General features: G+C 61.3%; 25 protein-coding genes. 14 read left to right on the top strand and 11 right to left on the bottom strand.

The annotated features are described in order from the left end of the window. Positions 1-363 precede the first annotated feature (363 nt). From FQ320_RS04435 to FQ320_RS04405, 7 genes are read right to left on the bottom strand one after another with little or no spacing between them, the layout of a single operon-like run. Complete coding sequence (locus tag FQ320_RS04435) at positions 364-1311, bottom strand: ABC transporter permease (RefSeq protein ID WP_148470396.1); 948 nt, start codon at positions 1309-1311, stop codon at positions 364-366. Beyond that, positions 1308-2174 carry an ABC transporter permease gene (locus FQ320_RS04430; protein ID WP_148470395.1) on the bottom strand — a complete coding sequence of 289 codons (867 nt, stop codon included), beginning with the start codon at positions 2172-2174 and terminating at the stop codon, positions 1308-1310. The genes FQ320_RS04435 and FQ320_RS04430 overlap by 4 nt, the downstream gene beginning before the upstream one ends. Continuing rightward, positions 2171-4207 (bottom strand): ABC transporter ATP-binding protein, encoded by a 2037-nt coding sequence (locus FQ320_RS04425; RefSeq protein ID WP_148470394.1) that lies wholly within the window; start codon positions 4205-4207, stop codon positions 2171-2173. The genes FQ320_RS04430 and FQ320_RS04425 overlap by 4 nt, the downstream gene beginning before the upstream one ends. After that, on the bottom strand, positions 4204-5754 hold the full coding sequence (locus tag FQ320_RS04420; protein ID WP_148470393.1) for an ABC transporter substrate-binding protein: 1551 nt from the start codon (positions 5752-5754) through the stop codon (positions 4204-4206). The genes FQ320_RS04425 and FQ320_RS04420 overlap by 4 nt, the downstream gene beginning before the upstream one ends. Before the next feature lie 28 nt (positions 5755-5782). Then, complete coding sequence (locus FQ320_RS04415) at positions 5783-7288, bottom strand: M81 family metallopeptidase (protein ID WP_148470392.1); 1506 nt, start codon at positions 7286-7288, stop codon at positions 5783-5785. Positions 7289-7321: 33 nt separating this feature from the next. Beyond that, complete coding sequence (locus FQ320_RS04410; protein ID WP_222861572.1) at positions 7322-8638, bottom strand: alanine racemase; 1317 nt, start codon at positions 8636-8638, stop codon at positions 7322-7324. After that, complete coding sequence (locus FQ320_RS04405) at positions 8635-10083, bottom strand: M81 family metallopeptidase (RefSeq protein ID WP_148470391.1); 1449 nt, start codon at positions 10081-10083, stop codon at positions 8635-8637. The genes FQ320_RS04410 and FQ320_RS04405 overlap by 4 nt, the downstream gene beginning before the upstream one ends. 215 nt (positions 10084-10298) lie before the next feature. Between FQ320_RS04405 and FQ320_RS04400 the strand changes: the two genes are divergently transcribed. The 9 genes from FQ320_RS04400 to FQ320_RS04360 are packed head-to-tail and all read left to right on the top strand — an operon-like array spanning position 10299 to position 19622. Further along, positions 10299-11087, top strand: a complete 789-nt coding sequence (locus FQ320_RS04400; protein ID WP_222861571.1) for an IclR family transcriptional regulator — start codon at positions 10299-10301, stop codon at positions 11085-11087. A 47-nt stretch (positions 11088-11134) separates the two neighbouring features. Beyond that, positions 11135-12631, top strand: a complete 1497-nt coding sequence (locus FQ320_RS04395; RefSeq protein WP_148470390.1) for a M81 family metallopeptidase — start codon at positions 11135-11137, stop codon at positions 12629-12631. Positions 12632-12657: 26 nt separating this feature from the next. Next, the gene (locus tag FQ320_RS04390) at positions 12658-13050 is read left to right on the top strand and encodes a RidA family protein (RefSeq protein WP_148470389.1); all 393 of its coding nucleotides are present in this window, start codon (positions 12658-12660) and stop codon (positions 13048-13050) included. Next, positions 13047-14396: an aspartate aminotransferase family protein gene (locus FQ320_RS04385; RefSeq protein WP_148470388.1), complete on the top strand. Its 1350-nt coding sequence runs from the start codon at positions 13047-13049 to the stop codon at positions 14394-14396. Before FQ320_RS04390 ends, FQ320_RS04385 begins: the two co-directional genes overlap by 4 nt. 54 nt (positions 14397-14450) lie before the next feature. Beyond that, positions 14451-16028 carry an ABC transporter substrate-binding protein gene (locus FQ320_RS04380; RefSeq protein WP_148470387.1) on the top strand — a complete coding sequence of 526 codons (1578 nt, stop codon included), beginning with the start codon at positions 14451-14453 and terminating at the stop codon, positions 16026-16028. A gap of 15 nt (positions 16029-16043) precedes the next feature. Further along, positions 16044-16985 carry an ABC transporter permease gene (locus FQ320_RS04375; protein WP_222861570.1) on the top strand — a complete coding sequence of 314 codons (942 nt, stop codon included), beginning with the start codon at positions 16044-16046 and terminating at the stop codon, positions 16983-16985. Then, positions 16982-17851, top strand: coding sequence for an ABC transporter permease (locus FQ320_RS04370; protein WP_148470386.1), 870 nt, complete (start codon positions 16982-16984; stop codon positions 17849-17851). The genes FQ320_RS04375 and FQ320_RS04370 overlap by 4 nt, the downstream gene beginning before the upstream one ends. Further along, entirely contained in the window at positions 17848-18660 is an 813-nt protein-coding gene (locus tag FQ320_RS04365; protein WP_148470385.1) for an ABC transporter ATP-binding protein, read from the top strand. Before FQ320_RS04370 ends, FQ320_RS04365 begins: the two co-directional genes overlap by 4 nt. After that, complete coding sequence (locus FQ320_RS04360; RefSeq protein ID WP_148470384.1) at positions 18657-19622, top strand: ABC transporter ATP-binding protein; 966 nt, start codon at positions 18657-18659, stop codon at positions 19620-19622. The genes FQ320_RS04365 and FQ320_RS04360 overlap by 4 nt, the downstream gene beginning before the upstream one ends. A 486-nt stretch (positions 19623-20108) precedes the next feature. On the opposite strand, the gene FQ320_RS04355 is transcribed toward FQ320_RS04360, so the two are convergent. Next, positions 20109-20450, bottom strand: a complete 342-nt coding sequence (locus tag FQ320_RS04355; RefSeq protein ID WP_148470383.1) for a zinc ribbon domain-containing protein YjdM — start codon at positions 20448-20450, stop codon at positions 20109-20111. Between the two features lie 321 nt (positions 20451-20771). Between FQ320_RS04355 and FQ320_RS04350 the strand changes: the two genes are divergently transcribed. From FQ320_RS04350 to FQ320_RS04335, 4 genes are all read left to right on the top strand, one after another. Next, the gene (locus FQ320_RS04350; RefSeq protein WP_255509364.1) at positions 20772-21572 is read left to right on the top strand and encodes an inositol monophosphatase family protein; all 801 of its coding nucleotides are present in this window, start codon (positions 20772-20774) and stop codon (positions 21570-21572) included. A 69-nt stretch (positions 21573-21641) separates the two neighbouring features. Then, positions 21642-22346, top strand: coding sequence for an ABC transporter permease (locus FQ320_RS04345; protein ID WP_148470381.1), 705 nt, complete (start codon positions 21642-21644; stop codon positions 22344-22346). A 2-nt stretch (positions 22347-22348) separates the two neighbouring features. Next, positions 22349-23047 carry an ATP-binding cassette domain-containing protein gene (locus FQ320_RS04340; protein ID WP_148470673.1) on the top strand — a complete coding sequence of 233 codons (699 nt, stop codon included), beginning with the start codon at positions 22349-22351 and terminating at the stop codon, positions 23045-23047. Beyond that, positions 23044-23847 (top strand): substrate-binding domain-containing protein, encoded by an 804-nt coding sequence (locus FQ320_RS04335; RefSeq protein ID WP_148470380.1) that lies wholly within the window; start codon positions 23044-23046, stop codon positions 23845-23847. The genes FQ320_RS04340 and FQ320_RS04335 overlap by 4 nt, the downstream gene beginning before the upstream one ends. A 155-nt stretch (positions 23848-24002) precedes the next feature. Here FQ320_RS04335 and FQ320_RS04330 read toward each other — a convergent pair whose 3' ends face one another. Beyond that, on the bottom strand, positions 24003-24203 hold the full coding sequence (locus FQ320_RS04330; RefSeq protein ID WP_148470379.1) for a DUF6494 family protein: 201 nt from the start codon (positions 24201-24203) through the stop codon (positions 24003-24005). Positions 24204-24617: 414 nt separating this feature from the next. Here FQ320_RS04330 and FQ320_RS04325 point away from each other — a divergent pair, with 414 nt between their 5' ends. Further along, positions 24618-24881 (top strand): glycine zipper 2TM domain-containing protein, encoded by a 264-nt coding sequence (locus tag FQ320_RS04325; protein ID WP_148470378.1) that lies wholly within the window; start codon positions 24618-24620, stop codon positions 24879-24881. 239 nt (positions 24882-25120) lie between these two features. On the opposite strand, the gene FQ320_RS04320 is transcribed toward FQ320_RS04325, so the two are convergent. Both FQ320_RS04320 and FQ320_RS04315 read right to left on the bottom strand, forming a co-directional pair. Further along, on the bottom strand, positions 25121-25621 hold the full coding sequence (locus tag FQ320_RS04320; RefSeq protein ID WP_222861569.1) for a gluconokinase: 501 nt from the start codon (positions 25619-25621) through the stop codon (positions 25121-25123). 103 nt (positions 25622-25724) lie between these two features. Further along, on the bottom strand, positions 25725-26600 hold the full coding sequence (locus FQ320_RS04315; protein ID WP_255509363.1) for a mechanosensitive ion channel family protein: 876 nt from the start codon (positions 26598-26600) through the stop codon (positions 25725-25727). Positions 26601-26682 lie beyond the last annotated feature (82 nt).

Raw genomic sequence — 26682 nt, 5'->3', positions numbered from 1 at the left:
GCTGAGCGCGGTGCGCATGTACCGACAACACAAGCGGCCATGGCCTGATCGGCGCTGTTGCACGGGCTATTCGTATTGCCCCAATCGGATCTGCACCCTCACTGATCGCTTCGCGAAATCCCGCCGGATTGCGGGTCGCCTTCAGGTTAACCCCGAATCCCAACCTCAAAAGCGCGCCTGTGACGGCCCGTGCATCGCTGACGAGATTCATCACTGATGACAGGCGCCGCATCCCCTCGACCCTCAAGATGGGCGCACCCCAGACAGCGGTCCAAAGATCCCGATATCGGACAAGAATGCTGACGTCAGACGGGCCGAATTCAACTCATCGCGAGGACGGGCCCACGCGGCGCCGGACCCTGTTCAGCTGTACTCGATCCGCGGATCCACATAGGCGTAGAGAATATCGACGGTCAGGTTGATGAAGATATAGATCACCAGAATTACGACGATACAGCCCTGAATCAACGGATAATCCCGCGTGTTGATCGCCTGAATCAACAGCCGCCCAAGCCCGGGATAGGTAAAGACCGCTTCGGTCACGACGGCACCACCGATGAAACTGGCCATCATCAACCCGACAATGGTGATAAACGGTAACAGCGCGTTCGGCATGACGTGCCGACGCATGATCGAGCGTTCCGGCAGACCCTTGGAGCGCGCAGTGCGCACGTAATCGGCGTTCATCTCGGTGACCAGCGAGGCGCGCAGGAACCGAGCCAACACGCCCGAAACATAGACCCCCAAAGTGATCGCGGGCAGGATCAGGTTGCGCATCGCCTGTGCCGGATCCTCCCATATCGCATAGTGGCGCGAGGCGGAGGGCAGCCATCGAAGATCCACCGCGAACCATAGGATCAACAGGATACCGAGCCAGAATGTCGGCACGCCAAGGGCGAGCGCGCTCCAACCGCTCAGCACCCGGTCCAGCCAGCCGCCCGGATACATCGCGCTGACCATCGCCACCGGAATTCCCAGCAAAAGCGCCACGATGGTGGCGGCCGCGGCCAGTTGCAGCGTCGCGGGCAAGCGATCCATGATCAAATCGAAGACCGGCTCTCGGCTGTGGATCGAAGTGCCCAGATCACCGCGCACCGCGTGGCTCAGCCAATCAGCGTATTGCACCGCCACGGGACGATCCAGACCGAATTCGCGTCGGGCCGCCTCGATGGTTTCCGGTGTCGCATTCTCACCGACAATCACGCCGATGGGCCCGCCCGGTACGGCAAAAAGCATCGCCCAGATCCCGATCGAGGCGATCAACAGCACCGGGATCAGTTGAAGGATACGGCGACCAATGAATGCGATCATTTCAGCGTTCCCTGCATTGCGGTTTCGCCCGGATTTTCGATCAGGCGCGACAATCCGCGACCGATGGAATCAAAGGCCAGGATCGTCAGCGTCAGAACGATTCCGGGCAGCACCGCGTAATACGGCGCCTCGTGCAGATAGGTTTTGCCGGTGCGCAGCATTTCGCCCCAACTGGGCGTCGGTGGTGGTACGCCGACACCAAGAAAAGCCAACGCCGCTTCCAGCAGAATGGCGACCGAGGACAGCACCACAACCTGCACAAGAATCTGACTGAGCGAATTGGGCAGGATCGTGCGGAACATGTTATATCCCGCCGATCCGCCAAACGCTTCGACCGCGATGACGAAATCGCGTTTGCGCAGGGACATCACCTGCGCCCGTACGATCCGTGCAAAACCGGGAATCCCGGTGATCCCCACGGCCAAAAGAGCCGCCCCCTGAGACCGTCCGAACACCGCGATCAAAGTCATGGCGAACAGGATCGCGGGCAACGCCATCATCACATCGACCATCCGCATCAAGGCCGCATCGCGCCAACCACCAAAAAATCCGCCGATCAGCCCCATGGGCACTCCGATCAGCGCCGCAATCACCACAGCCCCCGCCGCCGTGACAAGTGAGGTGCGCGCGCCGAATACCACTCGGCTCAGGATGTCGCGACCCAGTTCATCCGTGCCGAACCAGTAATCGCGCGACGGCCCTTCCAGCGAGCGGATGAAATCCTGCCCCAAAGGGTCAAGCGGCAACAGATCGGCAAAGACCGCGACCAGCACGATCAAGGCCAGAAACCCAAGGCCAAGCGCCGCTCCGGTCTGGCGCAAAAGCGCATGCAGTGTTGAGAGGATGACATGCAGATATTTCATGTGCCGGTCGCCTTTTGCTCAACCTGTTCCAACGGCCCGGCATGGTAACAGGCCGCGCGGCTTTCGGTTTTGCCGTATCTCTCGAACGGCGGTGGCGCGCTGCGGCAGATCTCGGTTGCGCGAAAGCAGCGGGGTGCAAAGGCACACCCGGGCGGCGGCGCTGCGGGGTCCGGCACTTCGCCTTCCAGCACGATCCTCTGCCGCCTGCGGCCCTCCACCGGGTCGGGGATCGGCGCCGCCGACATCAGGCTTTGGGTATAGGGATGCACCGGTGCATCATACAGCGTGTCGCGGTCGCTTTCCTCGACGATCCGGCCCAGATACATCACGGCCACCCGGTCCGAGATATGGCGCACCACCGAGAGATTATGCGCGATGAACAGATACCCAAGATTCAACTCTTTTTGCAGATCCTCCAGCAGGTTCAGGATCTGCGCCTGGATCGAAACGTCCAGCGCCGCCACGGGTTCATCAAGGATCAACAGCCGGGGTTGCAGCACCAACGCTCGGGCAATGCCGATGCGCTGTTTCTGCCCACCCGAGAATTCTGCCGGATAGCGCCCGAACATCGACGGTGACAGCCCCACCATATCGAACAGTTCGGCGATGCGTTTCGCACCGCCCGCCTCGTCGTACAGGCCGTGGATGTGCAGCGGTTCGGCGACGATATCCTCGACCGTCTTGACCGGGTTGAGCGAGGAAAACGGATCCTGAAAGATATACTGCATATTGCGGCGTGCGTTGCGCATACCGGATGCCGACAGGCCAAGAATGGACTGCTGGTTCAGCAGGATGTCGCCCGCCGTCGCCCGGGTCAGCCCCATCACTGCCTTGCCGGTTGTTGTCTTGCCGCAGCCGGATTCGCCCACAAGGCTGACGGTTTCGCCCGCGTGAACGGTCAGATTCACACCCTCGACCGCGCGCACATGTCCGGTCACCCGTTGCAGGATGCCGCGCCGCACCGGGAAATGCACCTTGAGATCGCGGATCTCCAGCAGCGGCGGTTGATCCGGCACGTTACGGGAAATCTCGCGCACTTCAGCAGGGGCGGCGGCTGTTGGGGTGTCCCGCCAATAGTGGCAGGCCGACGCGCTGGCATCATCGACAATGCGCAGCGCCGGATCCTCGGACAGGCATTTCGGCCGCCCGTTTCCGACACTGCACCGGGGTTCAAATGCGCAACCTTTGGGCAGTGAGGCAGGCGAAGGCGGCTGCCCCGGAATCGGATCGAGCCGCCGATCTGTCATATCCATACGCGGAATACTGTGCAGCAAGGCGGCAGTATAGGGATGGCGGGGCTGGGCAAAGATCTGATCCACCTGCCCGGTTTCCACAATCCGCCCGCCATACATCACCGCCACCCGGTCGGCGACTTCGGCCACCACACCCAGATCATGGGTGATCAGCACGACCGCCGCACCAGTGTCTTTCTGACGCTTGGCCAGCACGCCCAGCACCTGCGCCTGCACCGTCACGTCCAGCGCCGTTGTCGGCTCATCCGCGATGATCAATCCGGGCCGTCCGGCCATGGCCATGCCGATGACGGCGCGTTGCCGCATGCCGCCGGAAAATTCGTGGGGATATTGGCCAACCCGTCCTTCGGGGTTGGCCACATCCACTTCGCGCAACAGTTCAACGGCCCGCGCCGCCGCATCGCGCTTGGCCAACAGGCCCAGTGCGACCTGTCCTTCTGTCATCTGCCGCCCCACGGGCAGGACAGGGTTTAGCGTGGTCGAAGGATCCTGAAACACGAACCCCACATCCCGCCCGCGCATTCGACGCAGGACTTCGGCATCGGCGCCGATCACATCGGTGTCCTTGACCCGCACCGCCCCGCCGACCCGCGCCGAAGCAGGCAGCAGGCCGGTGATCGCCAATGCGGTGACACTTTTGCCCGAACCGGATTCGCCGACGATGCACAGAACCTCGTTGGCGTGCACATCAAAGCTCACGCCGCGCACCACCGGCACCCGATCAGGGGTGCCGGGGAAGTCGACCGTGAGATCCCTGACTTTCAGGACCGGTTCGGTCATTTGAATCCAATGGTACGACCGACCAGCAGATTGTCGATATCGAGCGTGAAACCACCCAGCTTGGGATCTGCAACGATCAGACCCGTCTCATAGGAGTTGGTCGGGATCGCAAAGGCTTCGTCCACCAGAACCGCGTTCAGATTGTCATAAGCCGGCTGAACGTCCGCGCCAAAGCTGGTGTCGACCTGCTTGATCGCCTCGACATAGGCGGGGTGGGGATGCGGGTTGCCGAAGACCGGGTTGTCCACCGTGCGATAGATACTGTTGGTGGCCACCCGCGACGGGAACTTCTGCACGTTGCCGACCCCGCCAAAGGTCGCCGCAAAGTCGCCTGACAGCAGGGCGTCGATGAACTCGGCGCCTTCCCGCACGTCCAATTCGATCTTCAGCCCCGCTTCCTCAAGTGAGCTTTGGACGATCTGGCTGATCGCAACAACGCCCTGTTCCGAGCCATAGACCAGAAGTTTCCAATCGGTCATTTCCTCTGGTGACAGACCAGATTCCGCCAGCAACGCCTTGGCCTTGTCGACGTCATAGGCGTAATTCGCATCATAGGACGGATCAAAGGCCGGGCTGGCAGGGGCCCATGGCAGCGCAGTTCCTTCGCCCAGACCTGCATAGCCGATCTTCAGGATCGCGGGACGGTTCATCAGATGATTGAACGCCTGACGGAACTTCTTGTTCTGGAATGGCCCTCTGGTGGAATTGATCCGGAACACCTGAACCAGTTTGCCGGGGCCCTGAAGCACCTGATACCCGGCATCGCGCAGACGCACCGCCGTGCGCGAGCTGCCGCCATAGATCAGGTCGATCGAACCCGATTCCAGCGCCGATGCGGTTGCGGCATCTTCCGAGAACACGGTAAAGTCGATTCCATCAAGGATCGGCTGGTCCGCGCGCCAGTAATCGGGATTGCGCTTCAACGTGATGCTCTGTCCGACCTTGCGGTTGTCCAGCATGAACGGGCCGGTGCCCGCAGGCACGGTTTCCACGGTGTCGATCCCCGCCTTGTCGATCGGCAACAGGAACTGCAACAGGTCGAGGATCTGCTTTGTCGGCACCGGTTCGTTGAAATTGATCGTTATAGTATGGGCGTCACCCGCGCTCCAGTCCTTGACGATGGACATGGTGGAAAAGACGTTCTTGCCCCTTTCGGGATCGGTCGCCTTTTCCAGCGTCGCCACGACGGAATCGGCATCAAAGGCGTTGCCGCTGTGGAATTTGACGTCATCGCGCAGCTTGACTGTCACCGATTTGTTGTCATCTGCAACCGTCCATTCGGTGGCGAGACTGGGCATCGCCTCGCCGTTTTCGTCGTATTCTATCAGACTGTCATAGAGGTTTTTGATCATGAAGAAGTTGACCGTCGAGAATTGCATCGGGTCATAATTCGTCATGTCGAAAGGCAGGCCAACGCGCAGCGTGCCGCCTTTCAGATCCTGCGCCATCGCGAATTGTGGCAAGCCGATGGTTCCGGCACCAAGCGCTGCAGCACCCACGCCCGCAAGGACGGTGCGCCGCGAAGGACGAAAACTGTTCTGTGTCATATTCTCTCTCCCATTGGTTTCTTGGTTGTTATCGTTTGTTTGCAGGGTGCGCCGCGTGCCAGTCATCGACCTTGTCCAACGGATAGATCGGGCGCGGCAGGCGTTTCCACGGCAGGGTAAAGACGTCGGATTGCCCCGGCCCTGCGGTGTCGGCCCGGATCAGGCGCGACGTGATCGGCTCGAAAAACTGGAAATTCGACGCGGTTTTCAGCACGGCGATCTTATATTCTTCCGGCTCGATCCCGAAGAAGCGGTAGACTTCGGGCAGGTTGCCTGCGACGCCGCGCAATTCGGAAATCATCAAAGTGACCGGCCCGACATCAAAGATCACCACGCGACCCATGTTGATCTGGTCCTGATGCGAATAGAATTTGACCACGACCTTGCTGCCATCGGCGATCTTGCGCACCTTGCCCGTCACCTCCAGCGGAGTGAAGAATGCAGGCGCGGTGCAGCCGCCCAGCTTTATCGTTACCTCGGCCCCCTCGCCCGCCTGCGCCAATTCGGCCACGGCGGATTTCGAGATCATCGGGATCAGCGCGCGGCCCTTGATGTTCTGGCGCAGCATGGACTCGAGGATCAGATTGCTGTCGCCGGACGAGCCACCGAATACCGTATCCCCGGTGTCGCTGATCACAACCACGCCCTTGGGTTCGGCGTCGGCCATGCGCACGGCCTCGTCCACCGGCACCGCCTCGCGCTCCTGAAAGGCATCGCGCAACGCCCAGACATGTTCGGCCATTTCCTCGGCCAGCTTTTGGGCCAGATCCCGGTCACCGTCGGTCACCACCACCGTGGACCAGCCACCTTCAGCCACGTCCAGCCAGGGTTGCATCGGAAAATTCGACACCTGCAACACGCGCGGATCGCTTTCCACTGCGCGGGCCTTGTCGAACCAGTCTTTCATCGGCCCCTTGGACGTCAGAAACTGTTCCTGATGCGACACCAGCGGGATCTTGCGCCAGGCCATCACCGGTTTCGCCCCGCCCGCCACGACCTTCAGGATCATCTCGCCACCCAGTTTTCCGGTGTCGTGCAGATCGTGGGGTTGGGTGCGGTGGCCGACGATGCCATCGACGTTCGCCATGAGTTTCGTGGTGATATTGCCATGGTGATCCATCGCCAGAACGATGGGCACATCTGGGCCGAGGATCTTGCGACACAGTTCTGCCTGCTCACCCTCGACATCGTCGATCCCCTCTGCAGCGCAAGCCCCGTGAAGCTGCAACATCAGGCCGTCGATCTTGCCTGCATCTTTCAACCCATCGCGGATGCACTGCTGAAAATACTCAAAGGATTCACGGTCCAGACGCCCGCCCGCCACGGCAAAGCCCCGCACGATAGGAATCGTCTCGACCTCCAGCCCGGACTCCTGCACCGCCTCCAGATAACCGCCGGTCATGCCGTGTTTGCCCTGTTTCTCGATCATCTCCTGCCCTGCGAGGATGCCGAAGGCGCGGTAATCCTCCATCGTCGTGGGCTTTGGATTGAAATCATTGGTTTCCTGGGCGACGTGTATCAGCGCGATGCGCATGTCTGTTCTCCGTTTCGTATTCATTGGCGACCTTCAGAAAAAGGTCATGATCGCTTTGGTAACTGTGTAGTCGTCATCGACGATCATCAGCAGTTTCCACTTGTCAAAAGTCGTGCAGGGATGGCCGATGCCAAACCCCACCATATCTCCGACCCGCAACGTGCTGTCGGGCGGCACAGTCATGTGGCAGTGTTGATCGTTCAGCGCCTGAACCTCGTGACCTTCGGGCATCGCCTCAGGGCCCGACATGGTGCCGTCATCCCGGTACAACCACATTGGTTTCGGCAGGCCCGCATCGCTTCCCACGTCGCGCTTGCCCATGGTCAGGATCACCTTGTCGGCGTCGGGGCGCGACTGGACGAGCGCCCAGACCTCCAACGCCGGCTCCAACCCGCCCTCGGGCAGGACCAGCGATGTTTCGCGCTGGATCCGCTCGAACGCGCGGGCATAGCCCATGACATCATGGGTCAGATAGCAGCCCGAACGCAGCACAGAGACGACAGGCCGAGCAAACCCGGCGGCGTTCAGACGTTCGCCGACCCGGTCAAAGAACGCCGACCCCCCGGCGCTGAGCACCAGAGGCGCGCCATCCGGCAGCAATCCCGCCGCCAAGACCGCATGTCCGGCGGCCACGATATCATCCACCAATGCGGCGGCGGCGTCGGGATCGGGGGCGACACCCTCGAAACACTCAATCCCCGCAAAGGCCAGACCGGGTGCCGCGGCGATGGCCCGCGCCAGCTCGAGCGCAGCGGCACCACTGCGTACGCCCGTTCGTCCGCCAACAAAGCCAACCTCGACCAACACGCGCAGAGGATTTCCCTCAGGGGGCGGATTGCGCGTGGCCCCCTCGGCCAGTGCGACGACACCTTCGATACTGTCGGCAAGACAGTAGAGTTCGATCCGATCCGTCCCGTGCAGCACCGAAAAACAGGCATCAATATTCTGCCGCCCAATCGGCTGGTTTGCCAGAACCACACGCCCGACACCAAATCGGTGGGCAACCAGAACCTGTTGCGCGGTCGCCAGCGTGATGCCCCAGGCACCATCGGAAATTTGCAGATCATACAGATGCGGCGCCATCGTCGTCTTGCCGTGCGGCGCCAGTTCCAACCCGTTGGCGGCGGTAAAATCGCGCATCCAGGCGCTGTTGGCGCGCAAGCGATCGTCGCGGATCACCGCGATCGGAAACGGCAGATCGCCGCGCAGCATGTTCCAGCCCTGTGCGCCGATATCGCCCAGCCGCATCGCACCGACACCCGGAGGCATCCCCTTGGTCAACGGATCGATCATTGTGTCGTCCAATGGCCCAAGGGTCATTCCCGGCAGGGTATCCTTCATCATGTTCATGGTTGTGAATCCAGCGGAGCGAAGGGGCGGCGCAGCTTGGTAAAGGTCTGTTTGCGGATATCGTATGGAAATGGCCCGCCGGTGTTGAGATACAGGATTTCGGCGGCAACCGGGTGAAAGGCCGCGTGAAAGTGGTTTGACGACTTCACCACCACGATCTTCTTTTGCGACAGGTCGATCCCCAGTTTGCTGAAGGCTTCGGGGCTGAAGGTCTGGGCGCGCGTGCTCGACAGCACCACATCGAGATTGCCGACACTCACCGCCGCCGCAGGCCCGAGCGACACAAGGCTCTGCTCGAACGGGATGATCAGATCGTCACTGACCGCCCGCACCGTGACCTTCGCATCGATGGGTGGGCCGGATGTGGACGCCGCTTTGCCACAGAACCGCAGGTCGATCTCGGCCCCCGGCCCCGCCGCGCGACAGAAAGACACCGCGATCGGATCCCACATCGCACCGATGGCAGATGGAATCTCGGGATGCGCCAGCAGCGCTGTCACCATCACCGTGGCATCCCCGGCAACACCGCCGCCCGGATTGTCCCAACGATCGGCCAGCACCACCGGCTGCCCGGCAATGGCCAAAGCGGCAGCGATGGCTTCGTCGGGTTTGAGATGCGGCGCAGAACCGCCACCCGGCCAGCCCATGATTTCCTGCGCCAGAGTTTCGGCCAGCGCCGGCCCCTTGTCTGACGGACCGTCCGAGATCACCAACACCTTGGTTCCCATGTCATAAACATCGGCGGCGCTGAATCCGTGGGCAATGGAAATCGACAGGATGCCATCCTTGCCCTCCATCGCCAAAAGCCGATCCACGAAACTCCGCCCGGGCTCCCGGCTGGTCATGAAGGCGCAGAGCGAGCGCGTGTCGAAGACATGCATCACCGGCTTCACCTCGCCTCGCGCCGCACGCAGGCACAAATCGGTCATGTCGCGCGCCCGGGCCAGAAAGTCGGTGTGCGGGAACTCTTTGAACGCGACGATCACATCGCCCGACTGCACCATCTGGTCGCTCAGGTGGCAATGCATGTCCAGTTCGGCGCCGATCACACACCCCGGCCCGACGATTTTACGCGCACAGACCATCAGATCGCCTTCGCAATCGTCATACCCGACAGCCACCATCGCCCCGTGCAATCCGAACAATACGACATCCAGCGGCATCGCCGCCCGGATCTGGTCCAGAATTTCGTCACGCAGGCTTTCATAGGCCTGTCGCGCCACCGGGCCGGCAGGCTCGGCCCATGTCGCCGTGCCTTCAATCAGGGTGAAACCATCCCGCTTTGCCGCCTCACGCGCCGCGATCATCGGCCCCGAGCAAAGTGTCGGCGTTTCAGGATGCGTGCCGGGCGGGCAATACAATGCACCCTCAAAGGCACTGCGATCCACGTAAAGCGGTGAAAAAGTGTTCGTTTCAGTCGCCAGCGATGCCACGAATACGCGCATATTACCTTCACCTTAGCTCAATATATCGTTCCATATAGTTGAACGATAATGAATTCCTTCCTGCAATCAGACTTTGCAAAAGGCCACTCTGTCAAGAAAATAAATAATATTCTGCATTTTTTAAGATGTTTCTTGCAAAGCCAACTGAATACTTGCTTAACTCCCTGTATTCCACGATTCGAAACGTTCTATAATGTGGAACAGATGGGGCGACAGTGACGAAGGCAAGAATTCAATCGATCGGCCGCGCGGCGGCTTTGCTTGATGCCATGGGATCGGGTGACTGGGTCGCGCTGCGCGATCTGGCCCGGCATGCGGGCATTGCCAAGACGACCGCCTTCAATTTGATCGGCGCCCTGACCGACGTCGGGCTGGCCGAACACGATCCCGACAAGGGACTGTACCGGCTTGGGCTTTTGCATATGGTTTATGGTCGGGCGGTGGATCGGCGGCTGGATATGGTGGCGTCAATCCGCCCCCATCTCGTGCGTCTCTGTGCCGAAACCCGCGAGACGGTGAACCTTGCGCTGCCCGGCCCGACCGACGCGATCATTGTGGAAAGTCTGGAAAGCAATCAATCGCTGCGTGTCTCGTCCTATGCCGGGACACGGGCGGATTATCATGCAACCGCCTGCGGACGCGCCCTGATCGCATGGCGTGGCGAAGAATTTCTCAAGACGATTTTTGAACTGGCACCGCTGCATTCGAAAACCCCGAATACCACGACCGATCTCACCGCGCTCAATCTGCTGCTGGAGCGGTGCCGCAAGACCGGTTGGAGTTTCGAATTCGAAGAGAACGAGATCGGCAGCGCCTGTGTGGCTGCGCCAATCTTCGACGCGGGCGGCCAGCCCATCGCCTCGGTCAGCGTCGCGGGACCGGCGGCGCGCTTTGACGATGTGATGATGCGGGACATGGGCACGATGCTCGTTGAGCGCATGGCCGAAATATCGGCTGCGCTGCAACACCACTCGAGCGGCGCGGACATGATCCCCAAGGCTTGAAGGCCCGGAAATCAAGGCGCGACCTTAAAGAATAGAAGGAAACCGATATGCCGACCCCACCTCGTGTTCTTCTTGCGGGCATCTTCCACGAAACCCACACGTTCGTTCAGGGCACGACCCCCTTGACCGATTTCACCATTCGCCGTGGTGACGCGTTGTTGCAGCGGGCCGGAGACGGTTCGATGGTGGATGGGTTCCTGGAAGTGGCCAAGTCCGAAGGCTGGAACGTGGTGCCGGTCTGCGACTATCTGGCCGCGCCTTCCGCCACTATGGAACACGCCGCGTTCGAAACATTCTGGAGCGAGCTGGAAACGGGCGTGAAACGTGCGCTGAAGGACGGGCCGCTGGATGCGATCTGGCTGGCGCTGCACGGTGCGGGCGTGACCGATGCCTGTCAGGACATCGAGGGCGAACTTCTGGGCCGCTTGCGTGCCATGGACGGCATCGGCAGCGATATGCCGATCTTTGGCGCCTTCGATCTGCATGCCAATTTCACCGAAGCCATGTCGCGTCATGCCACTGCACTGGTCGGCTACCGCGAAAACCCTCATATCGACGCGCGAGATACGGCGGTCCGCGCGGCTCAACTTCTGGCGCGCACTCTGTCGGGCGCACCGATGCCGCACATGCTGTCGCTGCGCGTGCCGGTAATCTGGCCGCCAACCGGCACGGGCACCGCCGTGTCGCCGATGCGCGACCTTGAACTGCGCGCCCGCGAGATCGAGACGGAAAATCCCGACATCTGGGCGGTGAACGTGATCGGCGGCTTCTCATTTTCCGACGTTCACGATGCGGGCGTGGCGTTTTCGCTCGTGACCACGGGCAACGATACCGCGGCGCAGGCGGCGCTCGACTCGCTGGCGGAAATCGCAATTCGCCTGCGCGACAAAGGCCAGCCCGCCGAATGGGCTCTGGACGACGCCCTGAGCGAGATCAAGGCAAAGACCGACGGCCCCTGGATCATCATCGAACCTGCTGACAACATCGGCGGCGGGGCTGCGGGTGACTGCACCACCGTATTGCGCGGGCTGCTGCGCCACGGCATGACAAACGCCGCCGTGATCATCGCCGACCCGGAATCAGTGGCGGCGCTGAAGGATGTTTGCCCGGGCGACACGGCGCAGTTGAAGATCGGCGGCAAACGGACGCCGCAAGACCCGGGGCCGTTGGATCTGACGGTGACCCTGATCCGCAAAAGCGACGGCAACTTCGATCTGGAGGACCGCAACAGTCACATGGTCGCCTCGCTGGGTGTGCATATCAAGATGGGCCCCTGCGCGGTTGTCGAAACGGCGGGCGTGACCATCCTGCTGACCAGCAAGAAAACCGCGCCCGCCGATCTGGGACAGTTGCGATCTCAAGGGATCATCCCCGAGAGCCTGTCGGCGATTGGCGTCAAGGGTGCAGTGGCCCATCGCCGCGCCTATGACCCGATCGCGGCGGGCAGCTATATCGTCGACACGCCCGGCCCATGCGCCAGTGATCTGAGCACCCTGCCTTATAAGAACCTGCGCCGTCCGATCCATCCGCTGGATCCGACCTGAGCCATGCGAACCACGAAGGAATTGTTATGATCGAATATCCCGACAGCCCCGACACGCCACATTCCCACCTGCCGTTCAGTCCCGCGACCAAAGTGGGCAATCTAATTTTCGTTTCGGGCCAAGCCTCGGTCGATGCGACGGGCAAGATCGTTTTCGACACGCTGGAGGGCGAGATGCGGCGCTCGATTGAAAACCTCGAGAAGGTGCTGAAGACCGCAGGGAGCGATCTGAAACACGTGGTCCAGACCCGAAACTATGTCCGCCTGCACGAGGATATAGCCGAGTTCAACCGTGTCTATCTTGAGTTTTTCTCAAAACCTTTCCCGGCCCGCACCACCATTTCGGGCTGCCTGTCACCCGCCCTGCGCTATGAAATCGACTGCATCGCGGTCGTCGCCAACGAAGGAGAAGGCAAATGACCGCCACCAAAACCGCACCGAACCCGACCAGCGCCGACCGGCCGCGCATGTCTTTCGACGGATCAAAAGCCGCCATCGCGCGAAACTCCGAGTGGCTGGCGGGTGGGGTCAGCAGCAACTTCCGCCTCAACATCTCGCCGACGCCACTGGTGATCGACAGCGCCGATGGCGCCTATCTGACCGATGTGGATGGCAACCGGCTGATCGATTATTACCTCGGCATGGGGCCGATGATCCTTGGTCACAAGCCCAAAGCGCTGACCGATGCTGTGGCAAAGCAGATGGAAACCGGCATCCTGTTCGGTGCCCAGTCCGAGATCGAGGCTGAGGCCGCCCGCCTTGTCTGTGAAATGGTCCCCAGCGCCGAACGGATGCGCTTTGGCGGTTCGGGCTCAGAAGTGATTCAGGCCGCCTTCCGCATCGCCCGCGCGGCGACGGGACGCGACAAGATCCTGAAGTTCGAGGGGCATTATCACGGCTGGTTCGACAACGTGCTGTGGTCCGTTGCCCCCGGCGACGCCCAGCCCGACGCGCATGGCGCCATCGTCCCGCAGCCCGGCTCGCAGGGGCAGTTGGCCAGCACCGCCGATGCCGTTGCCGTGCTGCAATGGAACGACCTTGACGCGCTGAAGGCCCGCCTTGCCCGCAAGGACATCGCCGCCGTCATCATGGAACCCGCCATGTGCAACGCCGGTTCGATCCACCCGCACGCGGGATATCTGGAGGGCGTGCGTCAGGCCTGCACCGACACCGGGACCATCCTGATCTTTGACGAGGTGATCACTGGCTTCCGCCTTGGCGCAGGCGGCGCGCAGGAGTTGTTCGGCGTCACCCCCGACATGTCGACCTTCGGCAAGGCCATTGCCAACGGCTTTCCTGTGGCCGCTGTGGTGGGGCGCGCCGATCTGCTGGACCTGACCAACGGCAAGGTTTTGCACGGCGGCACTTATAACGCGCAACCGCTGGCCATGGCGGCCACGGCTGCCACCCTGAAACTGCTGACCCCGGACCTCTATGCCCAGATCGGCAAACAGGGCGAGCGGTTGAAAGAGGGGTTGCAACGGATCTTCCACGACGCGGGCATTACCGCCTCGGTCGTCGGCTTTCCGCAGGTGTTCCATGTCGCGCTCGGGCTGAGCAAACCGGCAAGGAACTACCGCGAGCTGAGCACGATGAACCGCGCCGGATATGTCGCACTGACCACAGAGATGATGTACCGGGGCGTGCGCGCTCTGGAACGGGGCGCATGGTTTATGTCGTCGGAACACAGTGACGACGTGATCGACGAAACCCTTGCCGTCGCAGCAGAATCCGTACGGGCCGTGAAGGACGCCGGGAAAATTTGACACCGGCACGCCGACTTTTGCACACCCGTTTTCGTAATCCTGGGAGGATAGACAATGACCACCAGACCCAAGACCGATCCATTCGACATGTCCCGCCGCTCCATGCTGCGCCTTGGCGTTGCTGGCGGAGTTCTGATGATGAGCCCCGCCGCCTTTGCGGCGTCGGGGGGCGATCCAGACGCCAAGCGCGGTGGCACCCTGACCATCGGTGCCGACGCCGATCCCATCGGTCTGGACCCGGTGACCAATACGGCATTTTCGTCGGGCGACTTCACCGGATTGCTCTATACCGGCCTGCTGCGCTGGAGCCCCGATATGCAGATCGAACCCGATCTTGCCACGGGATACGAGATGCCGGACGAAACCACCTATGTCTTCACGCTGCGTGACGGCGTGACGTTCCACAACGGTCAGGCATTCTCGGCCGAGGATGTGAAACACACCTTTGACCGGATCATGGACCCGGCGACGGGTGCGCGGTGGGCTTCGTCCTATTCCAGCATCGAGTCGGTGACAGTGAAAGACCCGCTGACCGTCGAATTCAAGCTCAAGACGCCGGATGCCGCTTTTCTGCGCTATCTGGCGACCAACCCGGCCGGGGCGATCGTGCCCCAGGGCGTTGAGGATCTTGTGACCCAGCCCGTCGGCACCGGGCCGTTCATGTTCGAATCCTATGAACCGAACCGCGAATTTGTGCTGGTTGCCAACCCGAATTACTATGAGGATGGTCAACCCTACCTCGACAAGGTGATCTTTCGCTTCTTCAAGGATCAATCGGCGCTGGCTTCGGCGCTGCGGTCGCGCAGCATCGATATGACCTGGCTGAAAAACCCCAAGGTGGCCGATCTGATCACCCGCACGCAGCCGGATCTTGTCTCGGCGCCGGGTCAAACCTCGCGGACCTTCCCGGTGTGGTTCAATCTCAAGGCCGCCCCGATGAACGACGTGAACGTGCGCCGCGCACTCAGCCTTGCCACCGATCGGCAGGCCTGTCTTGATACCGTTCTTGGCGGATCGGGCAAGGTCGGCGCCGCGCTGCCCGAAAGCCAGATCGGCGGTTATGACGGCACATCCGATCTGCCCTATTACGGTCAGGACATTGAAGGCGCAAAGAAACTTCTGGCCGAAGCCGGGCATCCCGATGGCATCGACCTTGGCGACTATATCGTCGTGGCGGCCAACGATCTTGACGTTGCCTGTGCGCAGATCCTGCAACAGCAATGGGCGCAGGCCGGTATCAATGTGAATATCAAACCTACCGAAACCGCGCCTCTGCTGGAGATGTGGAACAAGGGCACGTACAGCACCCTGCTCTCGGTGGCTGATTCATGGACCCCGGACCCGGATGCAATTTTTCTACGGATGTCGTCGCGCGGAACTTTTGGTGCGAATATGGGCATGGACGACGAAGCGATGGATCAGATGATCGCAGAGGCCCGCACCATTACCGACCCGGAAAAGCGCGCCGCAGCCAATCAGGACATCCAGCGGCGGATCGCGGATCAGGCCTATGTCCTGCACATCTATCAGTATCCCCTGCGTTGGGAGGCATGGTGGAACTATGTTCAGGGCTATCACGCATTGGCCGCCAATACCCGGACCTATGTGCGCACCACCTGGATCGACAAGTAAGGGAGCCGACGTTACGTGACACGCCTTGTTCTGATCCGTTTCGCCCTGGCGGTGCCTATCCTGCTGGGCGTGTCCGTTGCGGCCTTTGCCTTGATGCGGCTTCTGCCGGGCGATTTTGCTCAGGCGGCGGCCGGATCAGCCAATGTTTCAACCGAAATGCTGGAGAAGGTCCGCCGCGATCTGGGGTTGGATCAACCGATCTGGGTGCAATACCTTGCATGGCTCGGGGACGCCCTTCGCGGAGATTTCGGAACCTCATTTGTCACGCGACGTCCGGTGACATCGGAAATTGGGGGCCGTCTGGGTGTGACGTTCGAGTTGACGGCACTGGCCGCGCTGATGGCCATGGTCATGGGCGGGCTGACCGGTCTTGCCTCGGCCCGTTTCCGAGGGCACACGGATTGGATCGTGCGGCTCTGGAACGGATTGATGCTGGCGATTCCGAATTTCGTTGTGGGCACTCTGATCGTGCTGCTGGCGGGGCTGTATTTCCCGCAGATTCGCATCTTTTATTTTGTTCCCTTCACCGAAGATCCGCTCGGCAGTATCGGCAGCCTGCTGTTGCCGGCCTTTGCGCTGTCGCTGGCCGTCTCGGTCACGGTATCGGAAAACACCCGCGCGGCGGTGCTTGAGGTGGCCAGTCAGGATTTTGTCATGGTTGCCCGTGCCAAGGGGCTGCGCCCGCGTACCGTGCTGCGCAACTATCTGGTCCGCAATGCGCTGACCCCGGTCATTACTGTTACGGGCCTGCAAATCGCACAGCTTTTGGGCGGGTCCATCTTGATCGAAACGATCTTTGCCATTCCCGGCATGGGCCAATACCTGTTCGATTCAATCACCAGCCGGGATTATCCGGTGATTCAGGCCATCGTGCTGACCACTGCCGCCGTCGTGGTTCTGGTTAACGTGCTCGTCGATATCGCCTATATCCGCGCCGACGCGAGGGTCGAGGGATGAGCGATACTGACTTCGTCACCGACGACGATGCCCCCCTGCCCCAGCGGCGCAAGGCTGCCAATGGTGATCGGTGGATGGTCGGACTGGGTCTGGCCATGCTGGCGCTGATGCTCATCCTCACCCTACTTGGCCCGCTGATTGCGCCCTACGATCCATCGATGACCTCGCCCAACTCGCTTGCGCCAGCCAGCGCCCAGCACTGGCTGGGAACCGACAGCATCGGGCGTGATATCCTGTCCCGGCTTATCATCGGTGGCCGCACAACCCTGCTGATCACCGTGGTCGCGGTCTGTCTGGCGCTTGCCGCCGGGTTGGTTCTGGGGCTGACGGCGGGTTATATTGGCGGTGCGGTCGATCAGGTGATCATGCGGGTGCTCGACGTGATCTTTGCGTTTCCCGTTTTCCTGCTTGCCATTGCGGTTGTGGCCGCGCTGGGGCCGACGGTGCCGAACCTGATCCTGACCATCGCGATCGTCTATACTCCGATCCTTGCCCGCGTGGTGCGCGCGCCGGTCCTCTCGGTCAAAAGCTGGGATCATGTCGAAGCCGCGCGCAGCGTTGGCGTCAGCGAATTCCGTCTTGTGACCCGGCACATCCTGCCGCTGGCGATCTCACCGATCCTTGTGCAGGTCAGCCTGACGCTGGCCAATACCATTTTTACCGTCACCGCGCTTTCATTTCTGGGTCTCGGCCCGCCTCCACCCGATCCCAACTGGGGCGGCATGCTGGCCGAGGCGCGACAATTCATGGAGCTTGCCCCCTTGACCGTCATTGCCCCCGCTGGTGCCATCGTCTTTGCCACCCTCACCTTTATCGTGCTGGCAAACGGGTTGCGCGAAATGCTGGATGTGGCAGGTAAAAGATGAGTGATCCATTTCTCAAGGTCCGCGGGCTCACCGCCGCCTTTACCACCCGTGGGCGTGATGTGCAGGTGTTGAACGGGCTCGACTTCGACATGGCGGCTGGCGAAGCGATTGGAATCGTCGGTGAATCCGGCAGTGGCAAAAGCGTGACCGCCCGTGCCCTGATGCAACTGGCCCCCGAGGGGTCCTCGATCCGATTGGGTGGTTCGGTCACGTTTCAGGGTCAGGATCTGTTGCAATATAGCGAGCGCCAGATGCAGACCCTGCGCGGATCACAGATTGCGATGGTCTTTCAGGATCCGATGACCTCGCTGAACCCGACGATGACTGTCGGGGCCCAGATCGACGACATGCTGCGCCGTCACAAAGGTCTGTCCGCCCGCCCCGCCCGCGACCGCACGGTCGAACTGTTGGAACGTGTCGGCATCCACAACGCCCGCCGCCGCGCCGACGACCATCCGCACCAGTTTTCCGGCGGTATGCGGCAGCGGGTGATGATCGCCATGGCGATTTCCTGCGACCCCGCGCTGCTGATCGCGGACGAACCAACGACGGCGCTGGATGTCACCGTTCAGGCGCAAATCCTGCGCCTGCTGTTGCAACTGCGCGAGGATCTTGGAATGGCGCTGATGCTGATAACCCATGATTTCGGGGTCATTGCAGGTATGGTCGAACGGGTCATGGTCATGTACCGGGGCGACATCGTGGAAACCGGCCCGGTCGAGCGTATTTTTGACGCCCCCGAACACCTCTACACCCGTGCATTGCTTGCGGCGGTGCCCCGTCTTGACGCACCGGAGGCCAAGCCATGAGCGCACCGCTCCTGCGCGTTCGCGACCTTGCCGTCACCTTTCCGCCGCGCCGGGGCAATCCGGCAGTGCGCGCCGTCGAGGGGGTGAGCTTCGATCTTGCCGCCGGTCAGACCCTTGGCCTTGTCGGTGAATCCGGCTCGGGGAAAACAACGACGGGCCGTGCGATCCTGCAACTGCAAAAGGCCAGCGCCGGATCAGTCGAACTGTTGGGCCGCAACCTGACCACAATGTCAGGTGCACAACTGCGCGGCATGCGCCGCCACATGCAGTTCGTGCTGCAAAACCCGCATTCGAGCCTCAACCCGAGGATGCGAATTTCCAGCATCCTGACCGAACCGCTTCTGGTTCACCGCCCGATACCCCGCGATCAGTTTGCCGCAAAGGTCGACTCGCTTTTGGAAATGGTCGGGCTGGACCCCGAGGTGCGCAACCGATTTCCACACGAATTTTCCGGCGGCCAACGCCAGCGCATTGTCATTGCCCGCGCTCTGGCCGTCGATCCCGACTTTGTGGTCTGTGACGAGGCGGTTTCGGCGCTGGACGTGCGCACTCAGGCACAGATTGTCACGCTTTTGGCCGATCTTCAGACCCGGCTCAACCTGTCGTCCCTGTTTATCGCCCATGACCTTGCGCTGGTGCGCCGCCTCGCGCACCGCGTCGCGGTGATGTACGGCGGGCGGATCGTGGAACTCGGCACAGCAGCTCAGGTCTATGAGAACACCGTGCATCCCTATACCCGCACCCTGCTTGACGCCGTACCTGTCCCGGACGTGCAAGCGCAACGAAAGCGCCTGCGCAACGCCGCTCCGCCACCGGTGTTTCCCCGCGAATACGATCCGCGCCACCCCTGCGTCTTTGGCGAGGTCCACGCAGAAAGCGGCACACCCGAATGGCACGAAATCGCGCCCGGCCACAATGTTTCGTGCCGGTTCTGGCCTGCAGGGATGACGCCCGGACAGTAGCCCAAGGCAAACTGTCATCGCCTGCCGCCCGTTCCAAGGTGATTTGGCGACCTATCCGCTATCCATCGCCCCGTTGAATCTGGATATGCAGTTTTTCCCGAGGGTGCGGGCTGCTGAGGCCCTGCGTCGGAATAGGTCATGATCGCTGTCTCGCCGAAGCGGTCCAACGGCGTTGATGATGCAATCGCCCTGTTCCATCGTCTTCAAGACAGGCGAAAGATTTCGGCGGTGTCGTGAGCTGAGATGCAGATTTGGGGTTCGGAGGCTTGTCAGTCAGGATCTCTGGCGCGGATAAGCTTTGATGTGCTGCCTCGCAACGCACTTGATCAGGTGGTCGGCTGGTGACCCTAGTCTCCTTTCAGTCCGACCAGTCATTTCCCTGCCGATTGCCAAGATGGTTTGTCATTTCGCCAGACCACTGCTTTGGCAAGGGGCAAGGGTGCGGCTCCGCCGCCGGGAAATCGTGTAATTTCCCGGCGAAGACGGTTAGTCCAACACCTTTTTCAGGAACTGAGATTTCAGGCCCATCTGACCGACTCCGGGAATCCTGCAGTCGATATCGTGATCGCCGCCGACCAGCCGGATATTGCGAACCTTGGTCCCGACCTTGACCACAGAGGATGATCCTTTGACTTTCAGGTCTTTGATCACCGTCACAGTGTCGCCATCCATAAGGATGTTGCCGACACTGTCGCGCACTTCGTCGGCAGCGTCAGAGACTGCGTCTGGCGACCATTCATGCCCGCATTCCGGGCAATTAAACAGGGCATCCACCTGATAGGTGAAAACCGACGAACATTCGGGGCACGGAGGCAGGATCTCGCTCATGGCGCAACCTATAGCCTGCTGGTTGCAGGGCGGCCAGCCAGAGATTGGCATGCCGCCTTCACCGAACGTCGGATTGCTGCCGCAACTTCGCCGTTGGCATGGTTTTGTCCAACCTCGCCCCCCCCTGCACCGCCAACGCGACACGACCAATTTCCCCCTGCAAGCGGTGCCCACCTTTAAATCTCAAAACCTCTGGCCCATCGCTGCTGCGCTGTGGCTGAATGGCGCGGTGCGCATTGTGGCGGCTCCAAAGGATTGTCGGTGACACCGGTTTGAAAACCGCCTACCCATATGTGCCCAGACCTGAAGGGGAGTTTTGCTGTGACCGTTTCGCCCATCGACGCCCGCCTTGCCAGTGCCCGCGCCATCGCAACCCAAGCCGGAGACGTGGCGCTGGAATATTTCCGATCGTTTGACACCCTGACCATCGACCGCAAGGGCCATCAGGATCTGGTGAGCGAGGCGGATCGCAATGTCGAAACCCTCGTGCGCGGATTGATCCGCGAGGCCTTTCCCGACGACAGCATCATTGGCGAGGAAGATGCGCCAGAACCCGGCATCAGTGGATTCACCTGGGTCATCGATCCGATCGACGGCACGGCGAATTTCGTGCGCGGCATTCCCGCCTGGACGGTCGTTCTGGCAGTGACCGACGCGACCGGCATCGTCGCCGGGATCGTCCATGATCCGGTGCATGGTGAAATGTGCCATGCACGCACCGGCGGCGGTGCATATTGCAATGACCGGAAACTGGGTGTGACGCCCGGGGCCAAATTGACCGACGGGTCTGTCGGCATCGGCTTTTCCGCGCGCACCGCCACAGATGGCGTTGTGCGCGCGATCGAGATGCTGACCGAACAGGGCGGCGTGTTTTATCGCAACGCTTCGGGCGCGCTGATGCTGTCCTATGTCGCGCAGGGCAAATTGCTGGGCTATGTCGAGTCGCACATGAACGCGTGGGATTGTCTGGCGGGTCAGTTGCTGATCGCCGAAGCGGGCGGGCGGATCGAAGCACAGGATACCGCAGACATGCTGCGCAACGGCGGGCGTGTGGTCGCCGGGGCGCCGGGGGTGTTTGCCGATCTGGTCGCCATCGCCGATGCTGCATTTTCGCGCGGTTGACAAACCGGCCCGCCTGACCAACCCTACCCGTTCGCCATCCCCTTCTGTAATCACGAAAAAGCGCGCGGCATGACCGATATCCTGGACGGTTTCACCGCCGCCTTTTACCTGCTGATCGGGCTGGATTCCGACCTGATCGAAATCAGCCTGCGGTCGCTGCACGTCAGTCTGACGGCGTTGCTGTTTGCCTGTGCCATCGCGTTTCCGCTGGGCACCTATCTGGCGGTGCAGCGTTTTCGTCACCGGCGAACGGTGATTTCGGTGCTGAACGCGCTGATGGGGCTGCCGCCTGTCGTGGTGGGCTTGATCGTTTATGTCTTCCTGTCCCGGTCGGGGCCGCTGGGGGTGCTGGGACTCTTGTTCACTCCAACAGCGATGATCATTGCTCAGGTGATCATCATCACTCCATTGATTGCCTCCATCACCCATCAGGCCATGCGCGATCTCTGGGCCGATTATCACGACCTGCTGATCTCGCTGAACGCCACCAAACGTCAGCGGATCGCAACGTTGATCATCGACGGACGGCGCAACCTGCTGACCGCCGCGCTGGCCGGATTTGGACGGGCCATCGGCGAGGTCGGGGCGATCATGATCGTCGGCGGCAATATCGATCACGCCACAAGGGTGCTGACCACGGCCATCGCGCTTGAAACAGGCAAGGGTGATTTCGCGCTGGCGCTGGGGCTGGGCTTTGTGTTGATCGCTCTGGCCCTCTTGGTGAACCTTTCGATCCATTGGCTGAGCCGGACTGAAAGTGACGGGCTGTGGTAGAAATGCTCCCCCTGCGCGTGACGGGGGCCATGGTGCGCCGCCGTGGCAAGACCCTGCTTGGCCCCATCGATCTTGAACTGGCGGGAACAGGGCTGACTGTGGTGATCGGGCCGAACGGATCAGGCAAGACGACACTGCTACGCGTCATGCACGGGATCGAGCGATTGACCGCTGGGCAAATCGCATGGGCCGTCCCCATGGCCGAGGCACGCCAGCGGCAGGCCTATGTGTTCCAGCAACCGACCATGCTGCGCCGTTCGGTTGCCGACAATCTGGCCTTTCCGCTGCGGCTGTCTGGCCAACCGCAGGCACAAGCGCGGGAGACGGCTGCCGAGTGGGCCTGCCGGATCGGTCTTGGTGACGCGCTCGACCGTCCGGCGCTGCGGCTTTCGGGCGGCGAGAGACAGAAACTCGCACTGGCCCGCGCCCTGATCCGGTCGCCCAAGGTCTTGTTTCTGGACGAACCCTGCGCCAATCTGGACGGACGCGCGACGCGCGACATTGAAGCCCTGCTGGTCGAGGTACGCGACACCGGAACGCGCATCGTGCTGGCAACTCATGACATGGGACAGGCCCGCCGTCTTGCGACGGAGGGTGTGTTCCTGCGTTCGGGGCAGGTCTGGGAAAGCGGCACCACCCTGTTGACTGCACCGCAGACACCCGAACTCGCCGCATTTCTGAAGGGAGACATCGTACTATGATCCGCGCCGCACTTCTGGCCACGGCAACCCTGCTTGCCTCACCCACCATCGCCGAACCTCTGCGCATGGCGGTCACCACGTCGTTTGAAAACTCGGGTCTTGCCGAGGTGCTTTTGCCGGTGATCGCCAAAGACACCGGGATCGAGGTGCAACTGGTTGTCGTCGGCACCGGACAGGCCCTGAAACTGGGCGAATCCGGCGATGTGGATGCGATCCTTGTCCACTCAAAATCCGCCGAAGACGCATTTGTCGCCGCCGGAAACGCCCCCCATCGGCGGGAAATCATGTATAACGATTTCGTGCTGGTCGGCCCGGCGGGCGACCCTGCCGCGATTGCCGGAACTGACACGGCCATCGCCGCGCTTGGCGCAATCGCAAACACCGAATCCGCCTTTGTCAGCCGTGGCGATGACAGCGGCACACACAAGACCGAGCTGGCGCTTTGGGCCGCTGCCGATCTTGACCCCGCCGGGTTCGGAAAATGGTACAATGCCGTCGGCGCCGGCATGGGTGCGGCGCTGAACACTGCTGCCGGGCTCGATGCCTATATTCTGGCGGATCGTGCCAGCTGGCTCAACTTTGGCAACAAGGCCACGCTCGCGCTGTTGTTTTCAGGCGATCCCGCCCTGTTCAACCAATACGCTTTCCTGCCCGTCAGCGCCGAAAAGCACCCGCATGTACGCGCCGATCTGGCCGAGACATTGGAAAACTGGCTGACCGGGGATGTCGCGAAAGGCCTGATCGACGGTTATAAAATCGCTGGCGAGCAGTTGTTCGTGTTCAATGCAGAGACAAACTGAGCTTCTGGGCGGCGACATTCGCTGCCGCCCGTGCCCGGACCGTTGCAACCGCCGTGTCGCTGCGGCACCGCGTGTGATCCAAGCCGGATTCGCACGTTCCGGCCCGCCATCCCGGCCGCAATGCCACTGACAACCGGCCCCGTGCCGTCGATTGATTATTCTTTCGCGTCAGGCCCGGTGATTGACCCCGTCACCTCATGGGTCAGGCCGATTTCATCGATGGTCAGCACCACCTTGGCGGCGAATTTTCCACTTGAGGAATCGGCGTTGCGCATCGCTTCTTCGATGGCCTGTTGCGATGTCACACCCACCTGTTTCAGGAACTTGCGCATCGACATATTGAATTCTTCACTCATACGGCGCTCCGTTTGATCATTCCCGGCGCACAATATTGCCGCCCGGTCCTGAGCAGACAGACTGGCCCGCTTCAGGCTGAAATGCCAGAGAGTTCGAGACGGACATGGCCATCCGCGCACCATTGCGCTGCTATCCATCCAACCCGGTCTGGAGGGCTGCGGTGTTGCCCTGCGCCGGAATCTGGGCGACAAGGGACATGTTGGCGGGCGAAAACGGTTTAATCTCAGGCAACTGTCGGGGATGCGCCAAGGCGCAAATTCGAAAGATTTGCCGGGGTCATATTACCGCTGTTCAGCAAACGGTCGGTTGATCCGGTCGCCACTAAGGCGCCCGCCCTGTGGGTTGGGCCAATTCAGTGGAACCAAAGTCCACGACCCGCGTTTCAAACAAGGGTTCCATAATCGGAGATTGAAATGAAGAAATTCCTGTTGATTTTGCCACTGGCCGCATCGCTTGCCGCCTGCGACACACCGCAGCAATCCACTCTGACCGGCGCCGCCGCAGGTGCTGCGCTTGGTGCGACTGTTTCGGGTGGGGACGACCGAGTGGTCGGCGCATTGCTCGGGGGTGCTGCCGGGGCCGCAGCCGGCAACTATCTCGGTCGTTCCGCCAACCAGTCCGGACAATGCGTGTATCAGTATCCCAACGGTCAGCGTTACACCGCTGCTTGCCCGTAAAGAGCGACAGCTGAGCTACCAAACCGGGCGCCCCATTGCGGGCGCCCTTTTTTGTTTGTCAGAGTCAGCACCCTGGCCTCACGCGGGGTTACGGTGAACCAAGCTGAGCCTGCAATCGAATCGCTTTTCAGTCGAGTCAATCTTGCCATGTCGATGGATTGGCCCGGTGGTTGCCCGGGGCCACAGGATTAAAGTCTGTGGACTGGACGCCCGAATGCCGCCGTTCAGCGCGGCATCCCTCAGATCGTTTTCGTCTGCAGATGTTGTAGGATGAAGGCGACGACCTCGGCGGGCGGCGGACCGATCGGCACGGTCAATGCGCATTCGTCCGGCGCGGGCGGTTCCAGTGCTGCAAACTGACTGTCCAGCAGGGTCGTTGGCATGAAATGCCCGGTACGTTTGCCCATGCGCCCGGCGATCAGCGCCTTTGACCCGTCCAGATGCAGAAACATCACCGACGGCCCTGCGACAGCACGAATCCGGTCACGATAGATGCGTTTGAGCGCCGAACAGCCGACGATTGCTACCCCCGGCGCCACATTCAACGTCTGCCCAACCTGATCCAGCCAGGGCGCCCGGTCGAGATCGGTCAGGGGCGTGCCCGCCTCCATCTTGGCGATGTTAGAGGCGGAATGCAGATCGTCACCGTCGATATATGTAGCACCCATCGCCTCGGCCAAAGCCGCGCCGATCACACTCTTGCCGCAGCCCGATACACCCATCACAACGAAACGCTTCATCGACAATCCCCTTCGCACAGACGCGTTGTCGATAGCACGGGATTGTCGCGCTGGTCGAGACAGGGTGACAGCCAAGTTTTGCAGGTTCGGAAGGCCAGAAGGTTCAGCTCTCTGGCGTTTCATCCCGTCCGGTGTCATCCGATCCGTGCCGCAGCTTCAGCGGCTCTTTGAATGTCAGGGTCCGATAGGGGAACGGGATCTCGATACCCGCGTCATCCAACCCGCGTTTGACCCCCGAGACCACCTCGTCCTTCGATTTGCGCACCTCGACCGGGGTGGCGCCCGTCCACCATGTCACCTCGAAGTTGATCGATGAGTCGGCAAACTCCTGTGCAAAGACCTGAATTGGCAGATCGCCCTGCCGCACCGTGGAACAGGCAGCAACCGCATCGGCAATGACCTGACGGGCGGCATCCAGATCTTCGTCATAGGCGACGCCACAGATGATGGTGACCCGCCGCACATCGCGATCGGTGCGTACCGTCACCGGGTTCTTGAAAAGGATCGCATTCGGCACGATGACCAACTGACCGTCGGTCTGGCGGATATGGCTTTCGCGGATCGCGATCCGGTCGACCTGACCCTCGATCCCTTCACATTCGATATGATCGCCGATCCGCATTTCGCGCCGGAACAGAATGATGATCCCGGCCAGAAAGTTCTCGAATATATCCTTGAACGCGAACCCGATGGCGACGGAACCAATGCCCAGTCCCGCCAACATGCTGGCTGGTGTCAAACCCGGAAATACAATCACCGCTGCGACCATGCCACCCGCGACCCAGACCAGAATCGACAGCAGTAGCGTCAGCAGTTCTTTCAGGCTGGGCCGCAAACGCGTGCCTTTCAAGGCGCGATTCATCACGCCGCGGGCCAATCTGGCCAGCAGCCAGGTGATGAATATGACGAACAACGCTACGACAATCTGCGGCAGCAGCACGATGGATGCGCGGACGATGTCGGTCAGATGGGCGATCAAAATCTTGACGGGTTCCAGAAGATTTCTCCCACGGGTGCAGGATCACAACCGCTGAAGCCTGAAATTGTTCATTTGCCACAAT

This window comes from Oceaniovalibus sp. ACAM 378, from assembly GCF_008085915.1.
GTDB lineage: Bacteria > Pseudomonadota > Alphaproteobacteria > Rhodobacterales > Rhodobacteraceae > Oceaniglobus.
Note: the sequence above shows the minus strand (reverse complement) of the source record. Positions and strands in the feature narration are given on the sequence as shown.